Origin of the sequence: Vibrio sp. SCSIO 43135 (assembly GCF_023716665.1) — a bacterium.
In the GTDB taxonomy this organism is placed as follows: Bacteria; Pseudomonadota; Gammaproteobacteria; order Enterobacterales; family Vibrionaceae; genus Vibrio; species Vibrio paucivorans.
Genome location: NZ_CP071860.1, coordinates 374,620 through 392,337, shown reverse-complemented (window position 1 = coordinate 392,337; position 17,718 = coordinate 374,620). Strand labels below are relative to the sequence as shown.

Sequence of the window (17,718 nt, the reverse complement as noted above, 5' to 3'; positions counted from 1 at the left end):
AAACATGGAGAATAAAATGAATAATATAGGAAAACGCTTTTCGCGCAGAAGTTTTAGCAAAACAATCACCACTCTACTTGGGCTCGCGTTGTTCTTGCCAAGCGTTTCAGCGCTAGCAGATGTGGAGACCCCAAACCTTGATGCTATCAACGACCGTGGCACGCTAAGAGTCGGTATGTCGACCTTTGTTCCATGGGCTATGCGTGATAAACAAGGGGACCTTATCGGCTTCGAAATTGATGTTGCTAAACGACTGGCGCAAGACTCCGGTTGGAAAGTTGAGTTTGTACCAACGGCTTGGGATGGCATTATCCCTGCGCTCCTTGCTAAAAAATTCGATGTAATTATCGGCGGTATGTCGGTGACACCTGAACGTTCAAAAAGCGTGCTCTTCTCAGCACCTTACTCTCACTCAGGAGTACAGGTTGCGGCAAGTAAGGAACTCGCAGAGGGTTTCTCACAGTTCAGTGACTTCAACTCTAGACGGGTTAAAATAGCAGCCCGCCGTGGTGCATTCACTGTACAAGTAGCTCGTGAAACATTCCCTAAGGCGAAAATCCTTCAATTCGATGACGATGCTCAGGCATTCCAAGAAGTGTTAAATGGCAACGCACATGCTGTAATTGCCTCTAGCCCGAAACCAGAACATGAAGCGGTTAAACATAGCGATAAACTATTTATTCCATTCACGGATCGCCTGTCAAAAGGCAATGAAGCGTTTGCTGTTCGACTGGGCGAAGAAGACAAGAAAGCCTTCTTCAACAACTGGATTCAAGCCCGCACCGATGACGGTTGGTTACAAGAACGCTATGAATATTGGTTCTCTACCCTAGACTGGCAAGATCAGATCGCTTCTGGTCAATAACAAACTCGAATATATTGGAGACTAAGTGTCTGTAGTAAAGGCATCAGCCCAACCAACACTCTTAGCAAAGAAGCGTGATTTTCGACTTAATAAGCTCGATGTCACGCTGCTTGTGATCGTCGCAATTTTTACTTACTGGTTATATCAACGTTCGACGATTGGAGTGAATTACCATTGGCGTTGGGCTGATGCTTTAGATCTGGTTTTCACTTCTCGTTCCGATGGTAGCTTGCCTTACTTCTTTCAAGGTGTTCTCGCGACATTGAGGCTGAGCCTATGGGGTATATTGCTTGCCATCGGGCTTGGAACATTGCTTGGTCTAGCTCGACACAGCAAGATTGCATTATTTTCAGCACCAGCAAACATCTTCATCCAGTTGGTTCGCAACATTCCCCCACTGGTGTTCGTATTTATTTTCTACTTTTTCATTTCCAACCAAGTCATTCCATTGTTAGGGCTTGAATCTGTACTACGTGGCTACACTGGAGAAATTGCGTGGTGGCAACTAGCTCTGTTCGGCTCAGCGAATTTGTGGGAAAACCTACTCTCTGGCGTGCTCTGCATTGGGTTACTTTCTTCAGCCTATATCGCAGAAATCGTACGCTCTGGTCTTGCTGGCATTGAAAAAGGACAATGGGAAGCATCACACTCGCTTGGGTTGTCAACGTGGTCAAAGTATCGCTACGTTATCGCACCTCAAGTCCTCTCGGCAATCACTCCAGCCATAGCTGGACAAGCGATTTCACTTATCAAAGATACTTCAATCGTCTCGCTAATTTCGATTCAAGAGATGACCTTCGTCGGAACAGAGATCGCCAACTCATCAGGGCTGATCTTTGAGATTTGGTTATTGGTGGGCGCGTGTTATTTGGTGCTGTGCCTTACACTCTCTCTTCTGTTTAAGCGATTAGAAGCCGTTACATCTAGCCACCAGTCACCCCAACGCTAGTTATCGGGTAAACAGCATCTGACATCGAGGCTCAACATACACACCGATCTGCGTTTCAAGTATATAAGTCGATGAAAACTCGACACTACTTAGATCTTTTGTAGGATTGCTTTGTTGTACCTCATTAAGAAACTGCTTATCCCCGAAGGTATAATCGACCCGCTGTTTTAAAAGAAGCTCTAAACCAACCTCTAAGTTGTCCACCAGCATTACCTCCATGCCAGCTTGAATAAACTGTTTCGCAAATGGGCCTTCAAGGTCGGTTCGTATTAACGCGACAGATTGACCAGACAATTCAGACAAAGATTGCCAATAAAACGCACCAGTTTGCTTGATCCTGAATAACCCCAGTTGAACCACTTGGCTAGACAAACTTACGAACTGCGAACGTTGTGATTTAGGTGGTGGGTAGAAGCTCATACACCACCCCGGATTTTCCAGGGTTTGTAGAGCACGTTTAGGTGGCAGGAAAATGGGAATAAGCATGCTGGAGTCTACATGAGACAATTTTTCCTTCAGCAGACGAAAAGCAATGCCTCCATCTTCTAGGTCTGGCGAAGTAAAAGGCGGGTAATCTATTGCGACAACTGAATATCTGTCTTTATTTGACTCGGCAAACACATAAAATGGCAGCCAAAGCACCAAGAAATACAGATATTTCAAACCTGATAATCGCAAGTGCTTCCTCCTTCGATTGCACATATTCCGTTGTACACAGCTGTTACTGCACGCCGGTCAAAGTTACTGACATTAACATCAACAGCCTCAGAAAAGACTGAAGTTTAGTAGTCTCACTCGCATTGTTCTTGAGCAATAAGTACCAAACTAAACCAATAGTGCACATCCAACACTACATCAAGTAGTGATCCAGCAGTAACGCAATAAACAACAGCATTAAGTGATAGATGGAGAATTTGAACGTACCAATCGCAGACTTATCATGTGCATGGTATTTGAGCTCCCACGCTGAATAGATGAAACCAGCACTCAATACACTAGAAATAGCTAAATACAAGCCGCCGCTCATACCGACTAAAACAGGAAACAGCACAATCAATGCAAGCAAGACGGTATAAAGCAGTATGGATGTTTTGGTGTATTCGACGCCGTGAGTCACAGGTAGCATTGGAATATCCGCTTTGGCGTAATCTTCCCTACGATGGATAGCCAGCGCCCAGAAATGCGGCGGTGTCCAAATAAAAATGATCATAACCAGTAACCAGGCGTGGGCATGTAGCTCCCCAGTGACCGCTGTCCAACCGAGTAAAGGAGGCATTGCTCCTGCAATACCAGCAATAACAATATTCTGTGGTGTGGCGCGTTTGAGGTACAGGGTATACACCACAGCGTAACCAAGTAGACTAGCGAAAGTCAGCCATGCAGTGAGTGCATTCACTCCCACCATTAATATGCCAAAGCCCACAACCCCAATGGACAACGCAAATATAAATACTCTAGACGCTTTAATATCCCCAGACGGCAACGGACGCTTGTGAGTTCTTGCCATAATTGCGTCTATTCGTCGGTCGATTAAATGATTAAACGCCGCCGCTGAGCCTGCCATTAAGCCTATCCCAGACAGCCCTAATATCGTTGCTTGCACAGGCAGTGCACCCGGGACAGCCAAACACATACCGACAAGTGCCGTGAGTAGCATCAATGCGACCACTTTAGGTTTGGTTAGTGTGAGATAAGTTCGCCATGGTGCGTCAGTCACGATTTTTGAACGGGTCTGCTCACGATTCATCGCTTGAGGAAGTGTCGCTGATTTACTCATGAGATTCTCTCCTTGTTCAATTCGATCGCTTCATTGGGGTGCCAAAGCAAGAAATTAACGTGCAACACCGAAAGTAGCAGCAATGCCGCGACCAAGTTATGTGCGACTGCAACCGCTAACGGTAAGCTAAACGCCACGTTGCTAATGCCGAGTAATATTTGCAACGTTAATACCACCAAAATCCGCCACCCCATACGATTGAGCTCAGGGATGGGTTGAGCGAAACATTGGCGCACCAATATCAGAGCCACCATGGTCGTGACCATCGCACCTATTCGATGGCTGACATGAATCGTCATTCGAGCACCGTAATCCAAGACCCCAAACTCATAGGAGTCATGCCCTGGCTGAATCAGCTTAAATGCGGTACCGAAATCGAGATAAGTCATCCAGTTACCTTCACAAATAGGTAACGCTGTACACATAAGGGCTGCATAATTCGATGACGTCCACCCCCCGAGCGCTATTTGAGCAATCACAACCATTAGGGTGACAACAGCAAGCGGTCGAAGCATGGGAGGTATGGCTAAATGATCGATTGGCATCTCATCTTTAATCAGGCACCAATAGAGTAGAGCTAAGCCACACAAAAGTGTGAAGCCCCCCAGCAAGTGCCCCATTACGACTATTGGCATCAGTTTCAAGGTGACGGTCCACATACCAAGTAATGCTTGAAATACCACAATCGCGCACAAAGCTAAGGGGAGATAGAGAGGAGTTTGAGGGCGCTGAGCCCGGTTCATTACACACACGGCTAGAATAGCGAAAATTGCCAAGCCAAGTGTGCCTGCAAAATAGCGGTGAATCATTTCAAGCCATGCTTTGTCAGGCTCTACAGTAAGATCTGGGTAACGTTGATTGGCTTGTAGCAACTCTTTCGCATCCGTTGGCACAGTCAATTGACCATAACACCCAGGCCAGTCAGGGCAGCCTAAACCTGCATCGGCAAGCCTCGTGTACGCACCAAGAATGATGACGACAAACGTGAGAATGAGACTGAACCTAACCAACATCACCAAATTCATATGCTCTCCTTGCTATACGTTCACTTTGGCTAAATGAGTCCGGAAGATCGAGCTATCCACTACATCGTCAATCTACTCGTGTCAAGCGCTATCACCCAACACGAGATAGCTTTAGCAGTTTCCTTAAGTCAGCCAGCAACCCTTTGCTTTGTGGCACCAACGCCTGCTCGGCATCAACTTTAGGATACCGCATCACAAGCTGACCAAGCGGATCAACGATGACATAGTCAGACGCTTTTACTTGCTCATTAAAACTTTCATTAATGGTAATCACCTGAAATTCATAGTCTTTTATTATTGTAGTATCACTTTTCTCAGAGAGTAAAATGACAGGTGTGACCCTTGTTTGATATTTTCCTAATGCTAGGTGGCTTTGCCCCAACAAATACAGCTGCTGCACACAAAAATCATCACAATTGTCCGGGACTAAATACGCAAGTTGCCATGACTTCTTATCAAGCGGGTTATTCACCCCCAAAGATTGATAAGAAACGGAAGGTTCAAGCAAGGTTCCTTTGTTCGTTACTCCCTCTTGGTACCAGTGATTGCTGAGTACAAGCTTCGCAATCAAAGCCGGCATTGCGAAAGTAAATACAAGGCCCAGTAGTAACAAGCGGCCTCTCAATTTCTGATTCATTGTCGCTCTCCTTGCTGATCGCGAGTGATCCTTTTCAGATACTTATAAGTCACCCAACTCGACAAAATGCACAGTGCTAATGCCATCGAAAACCATTGAAAAGCGTAGCCATAGTGCTTAGTCGATTTCATTGGTACTGGCTTCCAAGGCTGTGAATAGGGCCAATCATCTTGCTGAGGTTGCAGTACATATGCCGCCAAAGGCACACCAAATAAGGTAGATAACTGCTCAATATTGAGGTTTTGAATTCTATATATACCCTGCATAAATTCACTCTGGATATCCGAACTCAACGGGTTGTGTGAGCGAGTATAGACTCGCCCCTCAAGCTTATGGGGCGTATCTAGCCAACTTATGGAAGGCAAAGTGCGCCTATCACGCATCGCAGCAATGAACCCGCGTTCGACCAACAAGTATTGACCGCTACGACTGCGCATTACCTGCAGAGCCAAATACCCTACTTTACTCGGGCCACTTGGCTCTGCTCGGTAGGTTTGGTTGTCTAAATACACATAAGCGTTTGGCACAGGCTCAAGCTCCGCCCATATTTTCATCCCGACTAAATCGAGACTGACTGCCCCGCTTTGCCATCCTTGCTGTATTTGTAAGAACTCCGCCAAAGGTATTGCCGGCTTAGATTGATAGTTTGCGAGCTGAACTTCCATTGTTTGCTTATCTTCCCCTCTAGCCAACTGCCAGAAGCCCAGTTTGACCAATACGCTAAATACGACCACAGTTACTATTAAACCAAACCAAAACTGTTTACTTTTCAACATAATGCCAAGCGAGGTCGCGATGACACTACTGTTCAAATTGGTACTTGTTTTACTTCTGCTATTCATTGTATTCAACCTAGCAAGAGCCATGGTTCAAATGGTCAAAGAGCCCAGCGATGAAGATGAAAACCGTAAACCAATGAGCCACTACTTGGGCCGTCGGGTCATGCTTTCCGCAGTGGTTGTGGTACTGCTGATCGTCGCTCTGCTTAGTGGATGGATTGAGCCTAATGCTCGCCCTTACTAGGTCCGTCCTTACTAGGCCCGCTCTCTTTAAAGCACGTACACAAACACGAATAACCCCAACCAAACCACATCAACAAAATGCCAGTACCAGCTACCGGCCTGGAATGCAAAGTGATCCTTAGGGGTGAAGTGGTCTTTGGCGACACGGAACAAGAGCACGGATAGGAAGATAGTCCCTAAACATACATGGAGGCCATGGAACCCTGTCAGCATGAAAAAGGTGTTGCCGTATATCCCAGACTGTAATGTAAGCCCCATATCTTGGTAAGCGTGAGCGTACTCTACAAATTGGTAGTAAAGGAAAAAGCCGGCCAACACGATGGTGATTTCTAACCAAACGATCAACGCCATGCGCTTGTTTTTCTCTAAACTCACATGCGCCATATGCAGCGTAATGGAAGACAACAGCAGGATAATCGTATTGGTCAGTGGAATGCCCTGCCACGGCATCGCTTGAGTGGTTTCACCACTGGGTGTTGTCGTGAGTGGCCACATGGCTTCAAATGTCGGCCAGAGCACCTCGTGAGTCATTACATTATTGTCTGCACCACCTAACCAAGGCACTGAAAACATACGAGCATAAAATAGAGCACCGAAAAAGGCTCCGAAGAACATCACCTCAGAGAAGATAAACCAGCTCATACCCTGTCTAAATGAACGAGCAATCTGATTGGAATACAGCCCAGACATAGACTCTGTCACCACATTGGTAAACCAACCCGCTAACATGTACAGCAGCACCACGAAACCCAGAATCAGAATCACAGTACCAAAACCGCTGGCTGCTCCTCCAGTTTGTGTGCCTTGAACCGTTAATCCCGCACCGACAGCAACTAAAAACAGTGCCACTGCACCAATGATTGGCCAACTACTCTGCGCGGGCACATAGTAAGGTTGATGTTTTGAACTCATGGGGTCACTCCTTGTGTCGAGCTAACGCGAGCCAATTGACTGCCATCTTCAGGATATTGCTGTTCAAGATAGTCATCGCCCATAAATGGGGCTATGTGCGCGGTATTCGCTCCATCATCAGCTTGCTGAGTACTCTCAGGTTCGACAGCATCCGTGATGTTGTACAGGGTATAGGACAGAGTCAGCGTATGGATTGAATCCGGAATATCTGGCTCTATGTAAAAGATCAGTGGCATTTCTGCCTGTGCCTTTGCTTCCAATGGTTGATGATTGAAGCAGAAGCACTCAATTTTATTGAAATAATTCGCCCCCAGCCCCGGTGATACCGATGGCACGGCCTGGCCAATAAGTGAACTTCCAGACTGGTTTGTTGCGAGGTACGTGGTTTGAATCACTTGCCCCGGGTGTACATCCATTGTTCTGGTTTCAGGGACAAACTTCCAAGGCATATCAGGGTTAATATGCGCCATAAACTCAACTCTTACGGTGCGACTGGTATCAGGCACCATACCTTGTGGTTGAATCGCTGAGACCGTATTGGTTTTACCATTGATACCCAAAGCTTCACACATGATGTCGTACAAAGGGACAAGGGCAAAGCCAAATCCAAACATCGCCACTACCGCAACCAACAACTTAGCCGTCAATTTGGCATTCTGTTTGCTGCTTTGACTATCACGGGCTTCGGCATTGGATTGATTACGCGGCTCCATATCATCCCCCTCACTCAGTTCAGTCTACTTTCGGCGGGGTTGAGAATGTATGGTGCGGTGCGGGGCTTGGTACGGTCCATTCTAAACCTTCTGCACGCTCCCATGGTTTGGCCGGAGCTTTTTCACCACCACGAATACACTTGATCACCACCCACAAGAAAATGAGCTGAGAAACACCGAATGCAAAGCCACCTATAGACACAATTTGGTTAACATCTGCAAACTGGATGGCGTAGTCAGGAATTCGCCGAGGCATACCCGCTAATCCTAGGAAGTGCATAGGGAAGAAGAGGACGTTGACCGAAATAACAGAACACCAAAAGTGGAGCAAACCAAGCCGCTCATCGTACATATGTCCTGTCCACTTCGGCAGCCAGTAATACGCCGCTGCCATAATTGAAAAGACCGCTCCAGATACCAACACATAATGGAAGTGAGCGACAACAAAGTAAGTATCATGATATTGGAAATCCGCTGGCACTATCGCCAGCATCAGTCCGGATAGCCCACCAATGGTAAACAATACGATAAACGCAATCGCAAATAACATTGGCGTTTCAAACGTCAATGCGCCTCGCCACATCGTCGCGACCCAGTTAAATACTTTTACCCCAGTTGGCACAGCGATAAGCATGGTGCAATACATGAAGAACAGTTCTGCAAATACCGGCATCCCCGTAGTGAACATATGGTGTGCCCATACTAAAAATGACAACAGCGCGATACTGCACGTCGCGTACACCATCGAATGATAACCAAACAGCTTTTTACCGCTAAAGGCCGGCACAATCGCCGAAATGATCCCAAATGATGGCAGGATCATGATGTAAACCTCTGGATGACCAAAGAACCAGAAAATATGCTGGAACATAACTGGATCACCACCACCAGCCGCATCAAAGAAGCTGGTTCCGAAGTACTTATCGGTCAATACCATGGTGACGGCACCAGCGAGCACGGGCATAACAGCTATCAGCAGGAATGCGGTGATGAGCCAAGTCCAAACAAACAGCGGCATCTTGAACCACGTCATACCCGGAGCGCGCATATTGAAAATGGTAACAATCACATTGATTGCCCCCATAATCGAACTGATGCCCATGATATGAACCGAGAACACGAATAAGGCGGTACTGTCTGGGCCATATGTCGTGGAAAGTGGCGCGTAGAAAGTCCAACCAAAGTCAGGGCCACCGCCTTCAGTAAACAGCGATGCTAACAAAATTAAGAACGCAAAAGGTAGAATCCAAAAGCTCAGGTTGTTCATTCGAGGCAGTGCCATATCTGGAGCGCCGATCATCATTGGGATCATCCAGTTTGCGAGCCCAGTAAAGGCTGGCATTACCGCCCCAAACACCATGATCAACCCGTGTACTGTGGTCATCTGGTTAAAGAAATCTGGCTCAACCAACTGTAAACCGGGCTGGAACAATTCGGCACGTATGATCATCGCCATTGCTCCACCAGTTAGGAACATAATGAAGCTAAACCAAAGATAAAGTGTCCCTATGTCTTTATGGTTAGTTGAATATATCCAGCGCGCAATGCCGCTTGGAGCATGGTGATCATCGTGAGAGTCGTGAACGCTACCGCCAACTTCAGCTTCCGTTGCAGGTGCAGACTTTACATTTCTATCCGTGGACGTTTTCATTGTCCCTCCTTAGACTCTTCACTTGCTTGCTTAAACTGATTGATATCCGACGCTTGAATCACATCTCCAGTGTCATTACCCCAAGCGTTACGTTGGTACGTAATAACAGCCGCGATTTCTTGGTCGGTAAGTTGATTGGCAAACGCCTGCATAGCCGTACCCGAACGGCCATTGACCACAATATCAATGTGAGCATCGACGTCGCCAGTGGCAATCTGGCTGCCTTTAATGGCAGGGAATGCGCCGGGAATACCTTCACCAGAAGCTTGATGACAGACAGCGCATCGGTCGACATACACTTTATCGCCAATCGCCATAAGCTCTTCCATTGAAAGTGAACTGGTGAGCGCTTGCTCTGCTTGTTTCTTCGCCTCTGCGAGCTCTCGCTTCTTATCAGCCAGCCACTGGTCGTATTCGTCTTCTTCCATCGCATGGACCACAATCGGCATAAATCCATGCGCGCGCCCACACAACTCAGCACATTGCCCACGATACACACCCGGTATATCGATCTTTGTCCATGCCTCATTGATAAATCCAGGGATGGTGTCTTTCTTCACAGCAAAATCAGGCACCCACCAAGAGTGAATAACGTCATCAGAAGTCATCAAAAATCGGATTTTTCGATTAATAGGAACAACAAGGGGATTATCGACTTCTAACAAATAATGGGCCCCCTTTGCTTCGATACCATCTATTTGCTTTGAACTCGTCGCTAGCAAACTAAAAAACTCGACATCTTCGCCAAAGTAGCTGTAATGCCACTTCCACTGGGAGCCGGTAATTTTTATCGTGAGATCGGATTGGGAAGTATCTTCCATAGCGATAAGAGTTTTGGTCGCCGGAATGGCCATTGCGATCAAGATTAAGATAGGGATAACAGTCCAAATAATTTCGACTTTGGTGCTTTCATGGAAGTGGGCTGCAACGGCACCCTTAGATTTGCGGTGATTAATAATGGAGTAAAACATCACCCCGAACACCACGACAGCGATTGCACAACAAATATAAAAGATCAGCATATGCAGGTCGTATACCTGACCACTTATCTCGGTGACACCTTGAGTCATATTCAAGGGTTGTTCTGCCGAAATCGCTGGCGCAGCAAAGCCAACAAACATCAAATCGGTCAACAGCCAAAGACTCGCCTGTAATCTTTTCAAAAGATCTCTCCTCTGCCCACATGCACCTACCATGGTGCGCATACCCCACTGGATAAGAACCATGCGGGTATAAGCGTACGCCGAGCTTCCAACAGCGTAACGTCACGGAAAAACTCCGTAAAAACAGCGAATTCGACACAATTTGTTATATTTATGTTAATTAACGTTAGTTAACGAATGTCAATAGCGCAAGAAAGTCCTACTATTTATGTAAGCCACTCTATTTCTGATAATTAACTCAATAACAAAGTCAGGAGTAAGGGTAAATTTAACGATTGCGCTCTCGCAAATGATAATCAATATCAGTTAGTATCAGATCAATATACGGACAAAGGTTATCGATATGATTGAACAAGTAACAACATGGTTGGAGCGAGATCCCGACCCTAGAACACGTGAAGAACTCCAATACCTTATTGATGAAAAGATGGTCGATGAGCTTGCAGATCGGTTTAAATCACGACTTGAGTTTGGTACGGCTGGTTTAAGAGGCATGGTTGGCAGCGGTCCAAATCGAATGAATCGATTGGTGATTCAAGAAACAGCAACAGGCCTTGGCCACTACCTAGTGAAAAAGGTCGACAATGCCACCAAGAGAGGCGTCGTAATTGGATATGATGGCAGGCTCGATTCTAAGCAGTTTGCCCATGACACCGCATCAGTGCTAACTGCACTCGGAATCAAGGTGTACTTAACTCATGCCGTTGCAGCAACACCGATTGTTGCTTTTGGGGTTAAGCACTTCAATGCAGCGGCTGCCGTTGTTGTTACCGCCAGCCATAACCCTCCGGAGTACAATGGGTTTAAAGTGTACTGGGAAAATGGCGCTCAAATTATTCCTCCTCATGATTCCGGTATTGCCGCTGAAATAGAGTTAGCCGCAACTAGGCCGCTACCGTTGATGCCATTAGAAAGCGCCGAAGCAAATGGCTTGTTGGAATGGCTAACAGACGACTACTACCAAGCATATCGCCAAGCAAATAACCAAAACCCGCTGCTACAAAATGATGCAGACCCAAGCAAAATGATCATCGCCTACACAGCGATGCATGGCGTAGGTGCAGATATGGCTGAAACCCTTCTCGCCGACGCGGGCTATAAAACCTTCTTCAGTGTGGATGAGCAGCGTCAACCAGACGGCAACTTTCCGACCGTAAACTTCCCGAATCCAGAAGAAGCTGGGGCTATGGATATGGTCATCAACTTGGCAGATTCCGTTGGCGCGCAAATCGCGTGTGCCAATGACCCAGATGCCGACCGCTTTGCTGTCGCAGCCCGTAAAGATAATGGCGAATACCAAATGCTTACCGGGGACCAAGTGGGTGCTCTGTTCGGCCAATACCTGCTGGATAAATCCAGTGCAGAACGTCCGCTGGTTGGCAACACCATTGTGTCGTCTAGCTTGCTAGAAAAAATCGCGATCTCGCATGGCGCACGCTATTACCAAACCCTCACCGGGTTTAAATGGCTAACGAATGTCGCAATGCTTAATCAAAGTGATGAAAGCCCTTTCTTGTTCGCTTATGAAGAAGCGTTAGGTTATACCATCGGCAGCCAAGTATGGGATAAAGATGGCTTATCTGCTTTGGTCGTCTTCGCTCAGTTATCAGCAGAGATCTATAACCAAGGTAAAACGCTGTGGCAGCAGCTAGAGTCTATCTACAGACAACATGGTCTATATGTAAACGCGCAAAGAAGTATTGCTTTGAACCCAGACTCGCCGCCTATCGGTGACAAACTGCGAGCCTCACCGCCAGAAGAAATAGCAGGGCTAAAAGTACTGGTCACAGAAGATCTAAAAGCCTCACTCAAGTTCGTTACGGGTGGCCGAACAGAAGCATTAAACTTGCCCGCCAGTGATGTTCTTATCTACCATCTTGAAGGTGGAGCAAGAGTCATTGTCCGCCCTTCAGGCACTGAGCCGAAGTTGAAATGCTACTACGAAGTGGTCGAAGCGTTTCCCGAGTCGGCTGAATATCAAACGGTGCAAGATAAAGCGCAAGCTTCCATGGACCAATTGATCAAACAACACCAAGCAAGCTTAAGCTAGAACGTGTTGACGATGGAAAGCAAAAAGGCAGCCTGATGGCTGCCTTTTGATTGAGAGCACTCTATGCTGCAAAGCTACTTAACATCCAAAGAGCCAGTAAGATAAAAATTAGCCCCATAAACTTGTGCTGGTACAAGCGGAACTGGGCATTTTCCACTAACGACTTTCCAAGAGAGCCCACTAACGCGACCAATATTAGGTTGAATGCTAAGCCCAGCACATTCAGCAATAGCCCAAGGACTAACATCTGCTCTCCAGAGCTCGCTGTAATGTTGCTTGAAACAAACTGCGGTAAAAACATTACAAAGAAAACCAGTGCTTTTGGATTGAGTAAATTACTCACCAAGGCACGTTGATAGAAGGCGCTGGCTATTTTATTGCTTTCATCCAGCTCAGGAGTATCTGACGCCTTCACCCGAACACAGTCCCAACCCATTTTCAGCAAATAGGCTCCTCCAAGTAAGTGGAGCACATTAAGCGCGATAGGACTCATAGCGATAAGCGCAGATACCCCCATCGCAGCCAAAAAGGTGAGAATAATCCCTGAAGTCGCATTACCAAGGCTAGCGAATAGACCAACTTTACGTCCGTAGCTCATGCTTGAGCTGGCAATAAGTAACATGTCTGGCCCAGGAAGAAGTAACAAAGCAACCACTGCTGTTAGATAAACAGGGAGAATAGATATATCGATCATTATTATTGATTATAAAATACAGAAAGCGCGAGATGATATAGCAACAAAAAACAGTTATCTATAATTTATCGCCATAAATATTCAAATAATCAATACATAACAACACCCAAGTGGAGTCGTTAGCTAATTAACTGCTCACAAAAGAGCAATTTTGTACAAAATAACTCAGGTGGTCTGATATACACTCTTAAGTATTCATACCAGCGTAACGCCAGTGGCAACCACCAATCAGGAATACTCCATTCGATGAAAGCGCCATTTAAAGAATCTGCAGAATTTAAAGTTGCCGATGAGCTAGGTGGCTTGGAGCTGCTTAGCGCTCGATACAAAAAGCAGAACTTTTCTCGCCATAGCCATGAAGGCTACACCATTGGCGTTATCGAAAAGGGAGCACAGAAATTTTACCGTACTGGCGGTAATCATATCGCCCCTGAAAATAGCATTATCTTGGTTAATGCCGATGAAATGCACGATGGTCATTCTGCTGCTGAGGGTGGCTGGGCATACAAAGCGATGTACCCACTTCCTGAACAGTTTACTTCCCTTTGCCAAGATGTTGGCGCACCTTACTTTCCGAAGCCTGTGGTCCACGACCCAGAAATGGCGACCCAGCTTAGGTTAGTTTTCGATACGTTAGAACATTCAGACAATAGACTATTGCGCGAAACCTTGGTATACGGGACATTGGTAAAACTTGCAGGACGTCATGGAAAATCTCACCACGAACCAAACAGTAAAACACAGACGCAAAAACAAATCTTACTGATCAAAGAGTTTCTCGACGACTTTCCTCAAGCTGATGTGTCGTTGGAAGAACTGGCTAAACTCGCCGGTCTGAGCCCATATTATTTGCTACGCCAGTTTCAGAAAGCTTTTGGTTTCCCGCCTCACGCTTATCAAGTTCAAGCAAGATTGCGTTTCGCTAAGAATTTGCTGCGTCAGGGGCATTCCATTTCCGATACGGCACAAGAATCTGGTTTCCATGACCAAAGCCACTTTCATCGCCATTTCAAGAGAGCGATGGGAGTGACTCCAAAGCAGTTCGCCAAGAGTTCGCCCTAGGCTTTGAACTTCCCTTACCAAAGAAAAGATACCAGATGGCAATTTCATACAATTTGTTTTAAGTACACATCGATAAAGTGGATGCACCAATCAGACGCACCGATACCAAGTTTATTAGTATGGATACATCAATTTTGAACACCAATTCCAATCATGGCTTGAGCAAGCTACAGCTATTTTGGCAAGGAACCGTCGCAATGATGCCATTGAGCATCGCCGTGCTCCCATGGGGGTTGTTAGCAGGCTCATTTGCTATTGAATCAGGCCTAAACCCATTTGAAAGCCAAGCGCTGTCTGCAATCTTATTTGCGGGTTCAGCTCAACTTGTCGCGACAGGTATGCTGAAAGCTGGCGCGGGAATGGCCACCCTTCTCATGACAACGCTTTTTATCACTTCAAGGCACTTGCTCTATAGTGTATCGATGAGAGATAAGATTAGTGGCTTACCGCTGCGTTGGCGTCTCGGGTTAGGTTTTTTGCTCACTGACGAGCTGTTTGCGATATGTGGTCATCAAGCACCAAGACGATTCGAGCCTTGGTACGCTTTAGGAGCAGGTCTCAGTTTCTACCTGTTTTGGAATTTCGCCACCCTGGCCGGCATTGTTGCTGGGAGCTTCATTCCCGGGCTTAATGAACTAGGGCTTGAATTTGCAGTTGCAGCAACATTTATCGCCATTGTCATTCCGACCATCAAAACCAAACCTGTGCTTCTCTCTGTGTTGGTGGCCTTAGCCTTATCTGTGGCACTTAATTACTTCGCAGTTGAAGGAAGCCTAATGATTGCAAGCATAGCAGGAATGTTATCTGGGTATTACGCAGAAAAACTCTTACCTAATCAGCAGAGAGAGGGGCAGAAATAATGGTTATGATCTCTATTTTAGCGATGACAGGATTGGTTTTTATGAGCCGATACTTGTTCCTCGAACCTAAACTGCCGTTAAGGCTGAACCCTCAAGCTCAAAGGTTACTGAGTTATTCTAGCCCAGCAGTGTTGACTGCGATTTGGGCACCAATCGTCTTTATGCCAGACAATCAGTTAGATCTTTCAGCAAGTAACCCATTTTTATGGGCTGCACTACTCGCCGGGCTTATCGCCTGGAAAACCAAAAACGTGTTGCTGACAACAATTAGCAGTATGGTGGTGTTTCTGATATTAAAGCTGGTTGTGTTCGCACCAACATAGCTTTCGGCGGCATTAATTATCGAATTAACTGGCGAGCCATTCAATCTCAATTAGAGTTGTGTCACCACACTTAAGGCGACCAAGAAACACATCACCTCTGTGAACCTCTCCTACTCCCTTGGGCGTACCTGTCATGACAATGTCGTTATCGCACAGGCTAGTGTATGACGAGAGCTGGTCGAGAATGGTCTGCGGAGAATACATCATGTGCGGTACAGTGCCGCACTGAACTCGAACACAGTTAATATACAGTTCAATTTGCAAGTGCGAGAGATCGATGTTGTTGAGCGGAATAAACCGGCTGAAGACAGCAGAACCGTCGAAGCTTTTCGCTCTTTCCCAAGGCAAACCTTTTTCTTTGAGCTTACTTTGCAGACCTCGCTTCGTTAGATCTAACCCCAAACCCACAGAATGGTACTGCCCATTGCGAACCAAAAAGCAGATCTCAGCTTCATAGTGCAATGGCTCTTGATGGAACGCTTTTAATTGTGAAGTAATCGAGCTGTTCGGTTTGTTGAAGACTACCATTTCGTCTGGGATAGCGTTATTAAGCTCTTTGATATGATCTAAATAGTTACGCCCTACACACAACACCTTGCTTGGCACAACTTGCTCATCTCCCACACGAACCGTTTTCATAACCCTTCCTTGACGACATACTAATGGCGAATAAATTCTATACGATCGAAGATATATGGGAACAACTTTAGTCAGCGAGATGATCAAAGTAAGATCATGTCCGCAAGTTATTAAACCACAATAACGTGTGTAACACTTGCTCGGGCTCTAGATAGAAAAACACCTGCCCAAAGTGGACAGGTGCAAACACAAGAAGTGTGTTTAGGCAGTGTTCTTTTAATCTGATTTATGATTTATCGCTTATAGGAAGTAACGAGCACCGATAATCCACTTGTCGTCTTCTTCCGTTCCGTAATCATCACCTAAATCAAACTGGTAGCCCGCAAATGTGACTAAATTTGGCGTAACCGTATATTCAGCTTGCAACGCACTTTGACTAAACTGAGTAAGGTCATTCTTGTCATCAAGTACCGCTTCGTAGTTCAGACTTAGATTCACTCCATTTCCCAAACCATACGCGAATAGCGATTCCATTTGAATCGACTCTTCTAGGCCATCATAAAAGTTTTCATTCATCCCATATACGGTTGCTACATAAACACCATTACCGTAGTTACCATATGCGAGACTTAAAACGTGTGAAGTTGCATCAACAGTGCCGATGTCACCACCGGAGTAGGTATAACCAAGTGCGATGCCGATAATATCAACGCTTAGTGCAATCTGCATGCGCGAATCTGCAACACCTGTATTCTCACCCTGCCAGCCAAGACCAAGACTCACTGAGCTGTCTTTAGCCACATTGAATGAATTACGGTAGGTTACCATTTTGTCACCGCGTCCAGAGCCAGTGATCGCTTGGTTTTCATAGAGGAAGTCGTTAGCAAATGCGATAGGTAAATCGGCAACACCTGCAACGTCGTAGTATGGTGCCCATTGTGTACCAACCGCTAACCGGCCACCAGTCTCATGGGTAGCACCGATGTAACCTAAACGAGTAGTGAAGCTTGTTCCGCCTCCATTTAAGTAATTGAGCTGCCATTCACCTTTGGCGTCAACTACGACACCATTACCGATATCTTGCGTACCACCTACATTCAGCCTTGGCGAAACTTGGTTTACTTGAATATCGTCATCGTCGCCATATTCGCCGACGCCCACGTCGACATAACCACCGATAGACAGAGTTGAACCTTCGCTGTTATACACTTCGGCAGCGAAAGCTTGAGTACCACATGCTGTTGCCGCGATTGCTGCGGCTAATAATTTAATTTTCATGTTATATGTCCATATAGGTTTATACATTTCGTTTTTTTATGCATTGCCATCAATACATATCAAACACTTAAACCGTAGTAGGATTTCATAAACATGCAAATGCATCAGATCACATAACAAAAAAACGCCAACTGCGCTATGCAGTTGGCGTTATCACA

19 protein-coding genes are annotated in these 17,718 nt (G+C 46.1%); 7 read left to right on the top strand and 12 right to left on the bottom strand.

Going from position 1 to position 17,718, the window contains the following annotated elements; genetic code table 11:
* Positions 1-16 precede the first annotated feature (16 nt).
* Both J4N42_RS16185 and J4N42_RS16180 read left to right on the top strand, forming a co-directional pair.
* Positions 17-865, top strand: a complete 849-nt coding sequence (locus J4N42_RS16185) for a transporter substrate-binding domain-containing protein (RefSeq protein WP_252033447.1) — start codon at positions 17-19, stop codon at positions 863-865.
* Between the two features lie 25 nt (positions 866-890).
* Complete coding sequence (locus J4N42_RS16180; protein WP_252033445.1) at positions 891-1,814, top strand: amino acid ABC transporter permease; 924 nt, start codon at positions 891-893, stop codon at positions 1,812-1,814.
* Here J4N42_RS16180 and J4N42_RS16175 read toward each other — a convergent pair whose 3' ends face one another.
* The 5 genes from J4N42_RS16175 to J4N42_RS16155 form a co-directional block, all read right to left on the bottom strand.
* On the bottom strand, positions 1,815-2,492 hold the full coding sequence (locus tag J4N42_RS16175) for a transporter substrate-binding domain-containing protein (RefSeq protein ID WP_252033443.1): 678 nt from the start codon (positions 2,490-2,492) through the stop codon (positions 1,815-1,817).
* A 172-nt stretch (positions 2,493-2,664) separates the two neighbouring features.
* Entirely contained in the window at positions 2,665-3,561 is an 897-nt protein-coding gene (gene cyoE / locus J4N42_RS16170; protein WP_252034171.1) for a heme o synthase, read from the bottom strand.
* 26 nt (positions 3,562-3,587) lie between these two features.
* Positions 3,588-4,616 (bottom strand): COX15/CtaA family protein, encoded by a 1,029-nt coding sequence (locus tag J4N42_RS16165; protein WP_252033441.1) that lies wholly within the window; start codon positions 4,614-4,616, stop codon positions 3,588-3,590.
* 91 nt (positions 4,617-4,707) lie between these two features.
* Positions 4,708-5,253, bottom strand: coding sequence for a redox-active disulfide-containing membrane protein (locus tag J4N42_RS16160; RefSeq protein WP_252033439.1), 546 nt, complete (start codon positions 5,251-5,253; stop codon positions 4,708-4,710).
* Positions 5,250-6,029, bottom strand: a complete 780-nt coding sequence (locus J4N42_RS16155; RefSeq protein ID WP_252033437.1) for an SURF1 family protein — start codon at positions 6,027-6,029, stop codon at positions 5,250-5,252. Before J4N42_RS16155 ends, J4N42_RS16160 begins: the two co-directional genes overlap by 4 nt.
* A gap of 19 nt (positions 6,030-6,048) precedes the next feature.
* Between J4N42_RS16155 and J4N42_RS16150 the strand changes: the two genes are divergently transcribed.
* The gene (locus tag J4N42_RS16150) at positions 6,049-6,276 is read left to right on the top strand and encodes a DUF2909 family protein (RefSeq protein ID WP_252033435.1); all 228 of its coding nucleotides are present in this window, start codon (positions 6,049-6,051) and stop codon (positions 6,274-6,276) included.
* Between the two features lie 26 nt (positions 6,277-6,302).
* On the opposite strand, the gene J4N42_RS16145 is transcribed toward J4N42_RS16150, so the two are convergent.
* From J4N42_RS16145 to coxB, 4 genes are read right to left on the bottom strand one after another with little or no spacing between them, the layout of a single operon-like run.
* Positions 6,303-7,187 (bottom strand): cytochrome c oxidase subunit 3, encoded by an 885-nt coding sequence (locus J4N42_RS16145; protein ID WP_252033433.1) that lies wholly within the window; start codon positions 7,185-7,187, stop codon positions 6,303-6,305.
* On the bottom strand, positions 7,184-7,900 hold the full coding sequence (locus J4N42_RS16140) for a cytochrome c oxidase assembly protein (RefSeq protein WP_252033431.1): 717 nt from the start codon (positions 7,898-7,900) through the stop codon (positions 7,184-7,186). Before J4N42_RS16140 ends, J4N42_RS16145 begins: the two co-directional genes overlap by 4 nt.
* Before the next feature lie 19 nt (positions 7,901-7,919).
* Positions 7,920-9,551 (bottom strand): cytochrome c oxidase subunit I, encoded by a 1,632-nt coding sequence (gene ctaD / locus J4N42_RS16135; RefSeq protein ID WP_252033430.1) that lies wholly within the window; start codon positions 9,549-9,551, stop codon positions 7,920-7,922.
* Positions 9,548-10,714 carry a cytochrome c oxidase subunit II gene (coxB, locus tag J4N42_RS16130; protein ID WP_252033429.1) on the bottom strand — a complete coding sequence of 389 codons (1,167 nt, stop codon included), beginning with the start codon at positions 10,712-10,714 and terminating at the stop codon, positions 9,548-9,550. The genes ctaD and coxB overlap by 4 nt, the downstream gene beginning before the upstream one ends.
* A gap of 343 nt (positions 10,715-11,057) precedes the next feature.
* Between coxB and J4N42_RS16125 the strand changes: the two genes are divergently transcribed.
* Positions 11,058-12,764, top strand: a complete 1,707-nt coding sequence (locus J4N42_RS16125; RefSeq protein WP_252033428.1) for a phospho-sugar mutase — start codon at positions 11,058-11,060, stop codon at positions 12,762-12,764.
* Positions 12,765-12,825: 61 nt separating this feature from the next.
* Here the strand turns inward: J4N42_RS16125 and J4N42_RS16120 are convergent, their stop codons facing one another.
* Positions 12,826-13,458 (bottom strand): LysE family translocator, encoded by a 633-nt coding sequence (locus tag J4N42_RS16120; RefSeq protein WP_252033427.1) that lies wholly within the window; start codon positions 13,456-13,458, stop codon positions 12,826-12,828.
* Positions 13,459-13,704: 246 nt separating this feature from the next.
* Here J4N42_RS16120 and J4N42_RS16115 point away from each other — a divergent pair, with 246 nt between their 5' ends.
* The 3 genes from J4N42_RS16115 (at position 13,705) to J4N42_RS16105 (ending at position 15,703) form a co-directional block, all read left to right on the top strand.
* Complete coding sequence (locus tag J4N42_RS16115) at positions 13,705-14,520, top strand: AraC family transcriptional regulator (RefSeq protein WP_252033426.1); 816 nt, start codon at positions 13,705-13,707, stop codon at positions 14,518-14,520.
* A gap of 119 nt (positions 14,521-14,639) precedes the next feature.
* The gene (locus tag J4N42_RS16110; RefSeq protein ID WP_252033425.1) at positions 14,640-15,380 is read left to right on the top strand and encodes an AzlC family ABC transporter permease; all 741 of its coding nucleotides are present in this window, start codon (positions 14,640-14,642) and stop codon (positions 15,378-15,380) included.
* Complete coding sequence (locus J4N42_RS16105) at positions 15,380-15,703, top strand: AzlD domain-containing protein (RefSeq protein ID WP_252033424.1); 324 nt, start codon at positions 15,380-15,382, stop codon at positions 15,701-15,703. The genes J4N42_RS16110 and J4N42_RS16105 overlap by 1 nt, the downstream gene beginning before the upstream one ends.
* Before the next feature lie 24 nt (positions 15,704-15,727).
* On the opposite strand, the gene J4N42_RS16100 is transcribed toward J4N42_RS16105, so the two are convergent.
* Positions 15,728-16,342 carry a fumarylacetoacetate hydrolase family protein gene (locus J4N42_RS16100; protein WP_252033423.1) on the bottom strand — a complete coding sequence of 205 codons (615 nt, stop codon included), beginning with the start codon at positions 16,340-16,342 and terminating at the stop codon, positions 15,728-15,730.
* A gap of 240 nt (positions 16,343-16,582) precedes the next feature.
* Positions 16,583-17,560, bottom strand: a complete 978-nt coding sequence (locus tag J4N42_RS16095) for a porin (protein WP_252033422.1) — start codon at positions 17,558-17,560, stop codon at positions 16,583-16,585.
* Between the last annotated feature and the right edge of the window lie 158 nt (positions 17,561-17,718).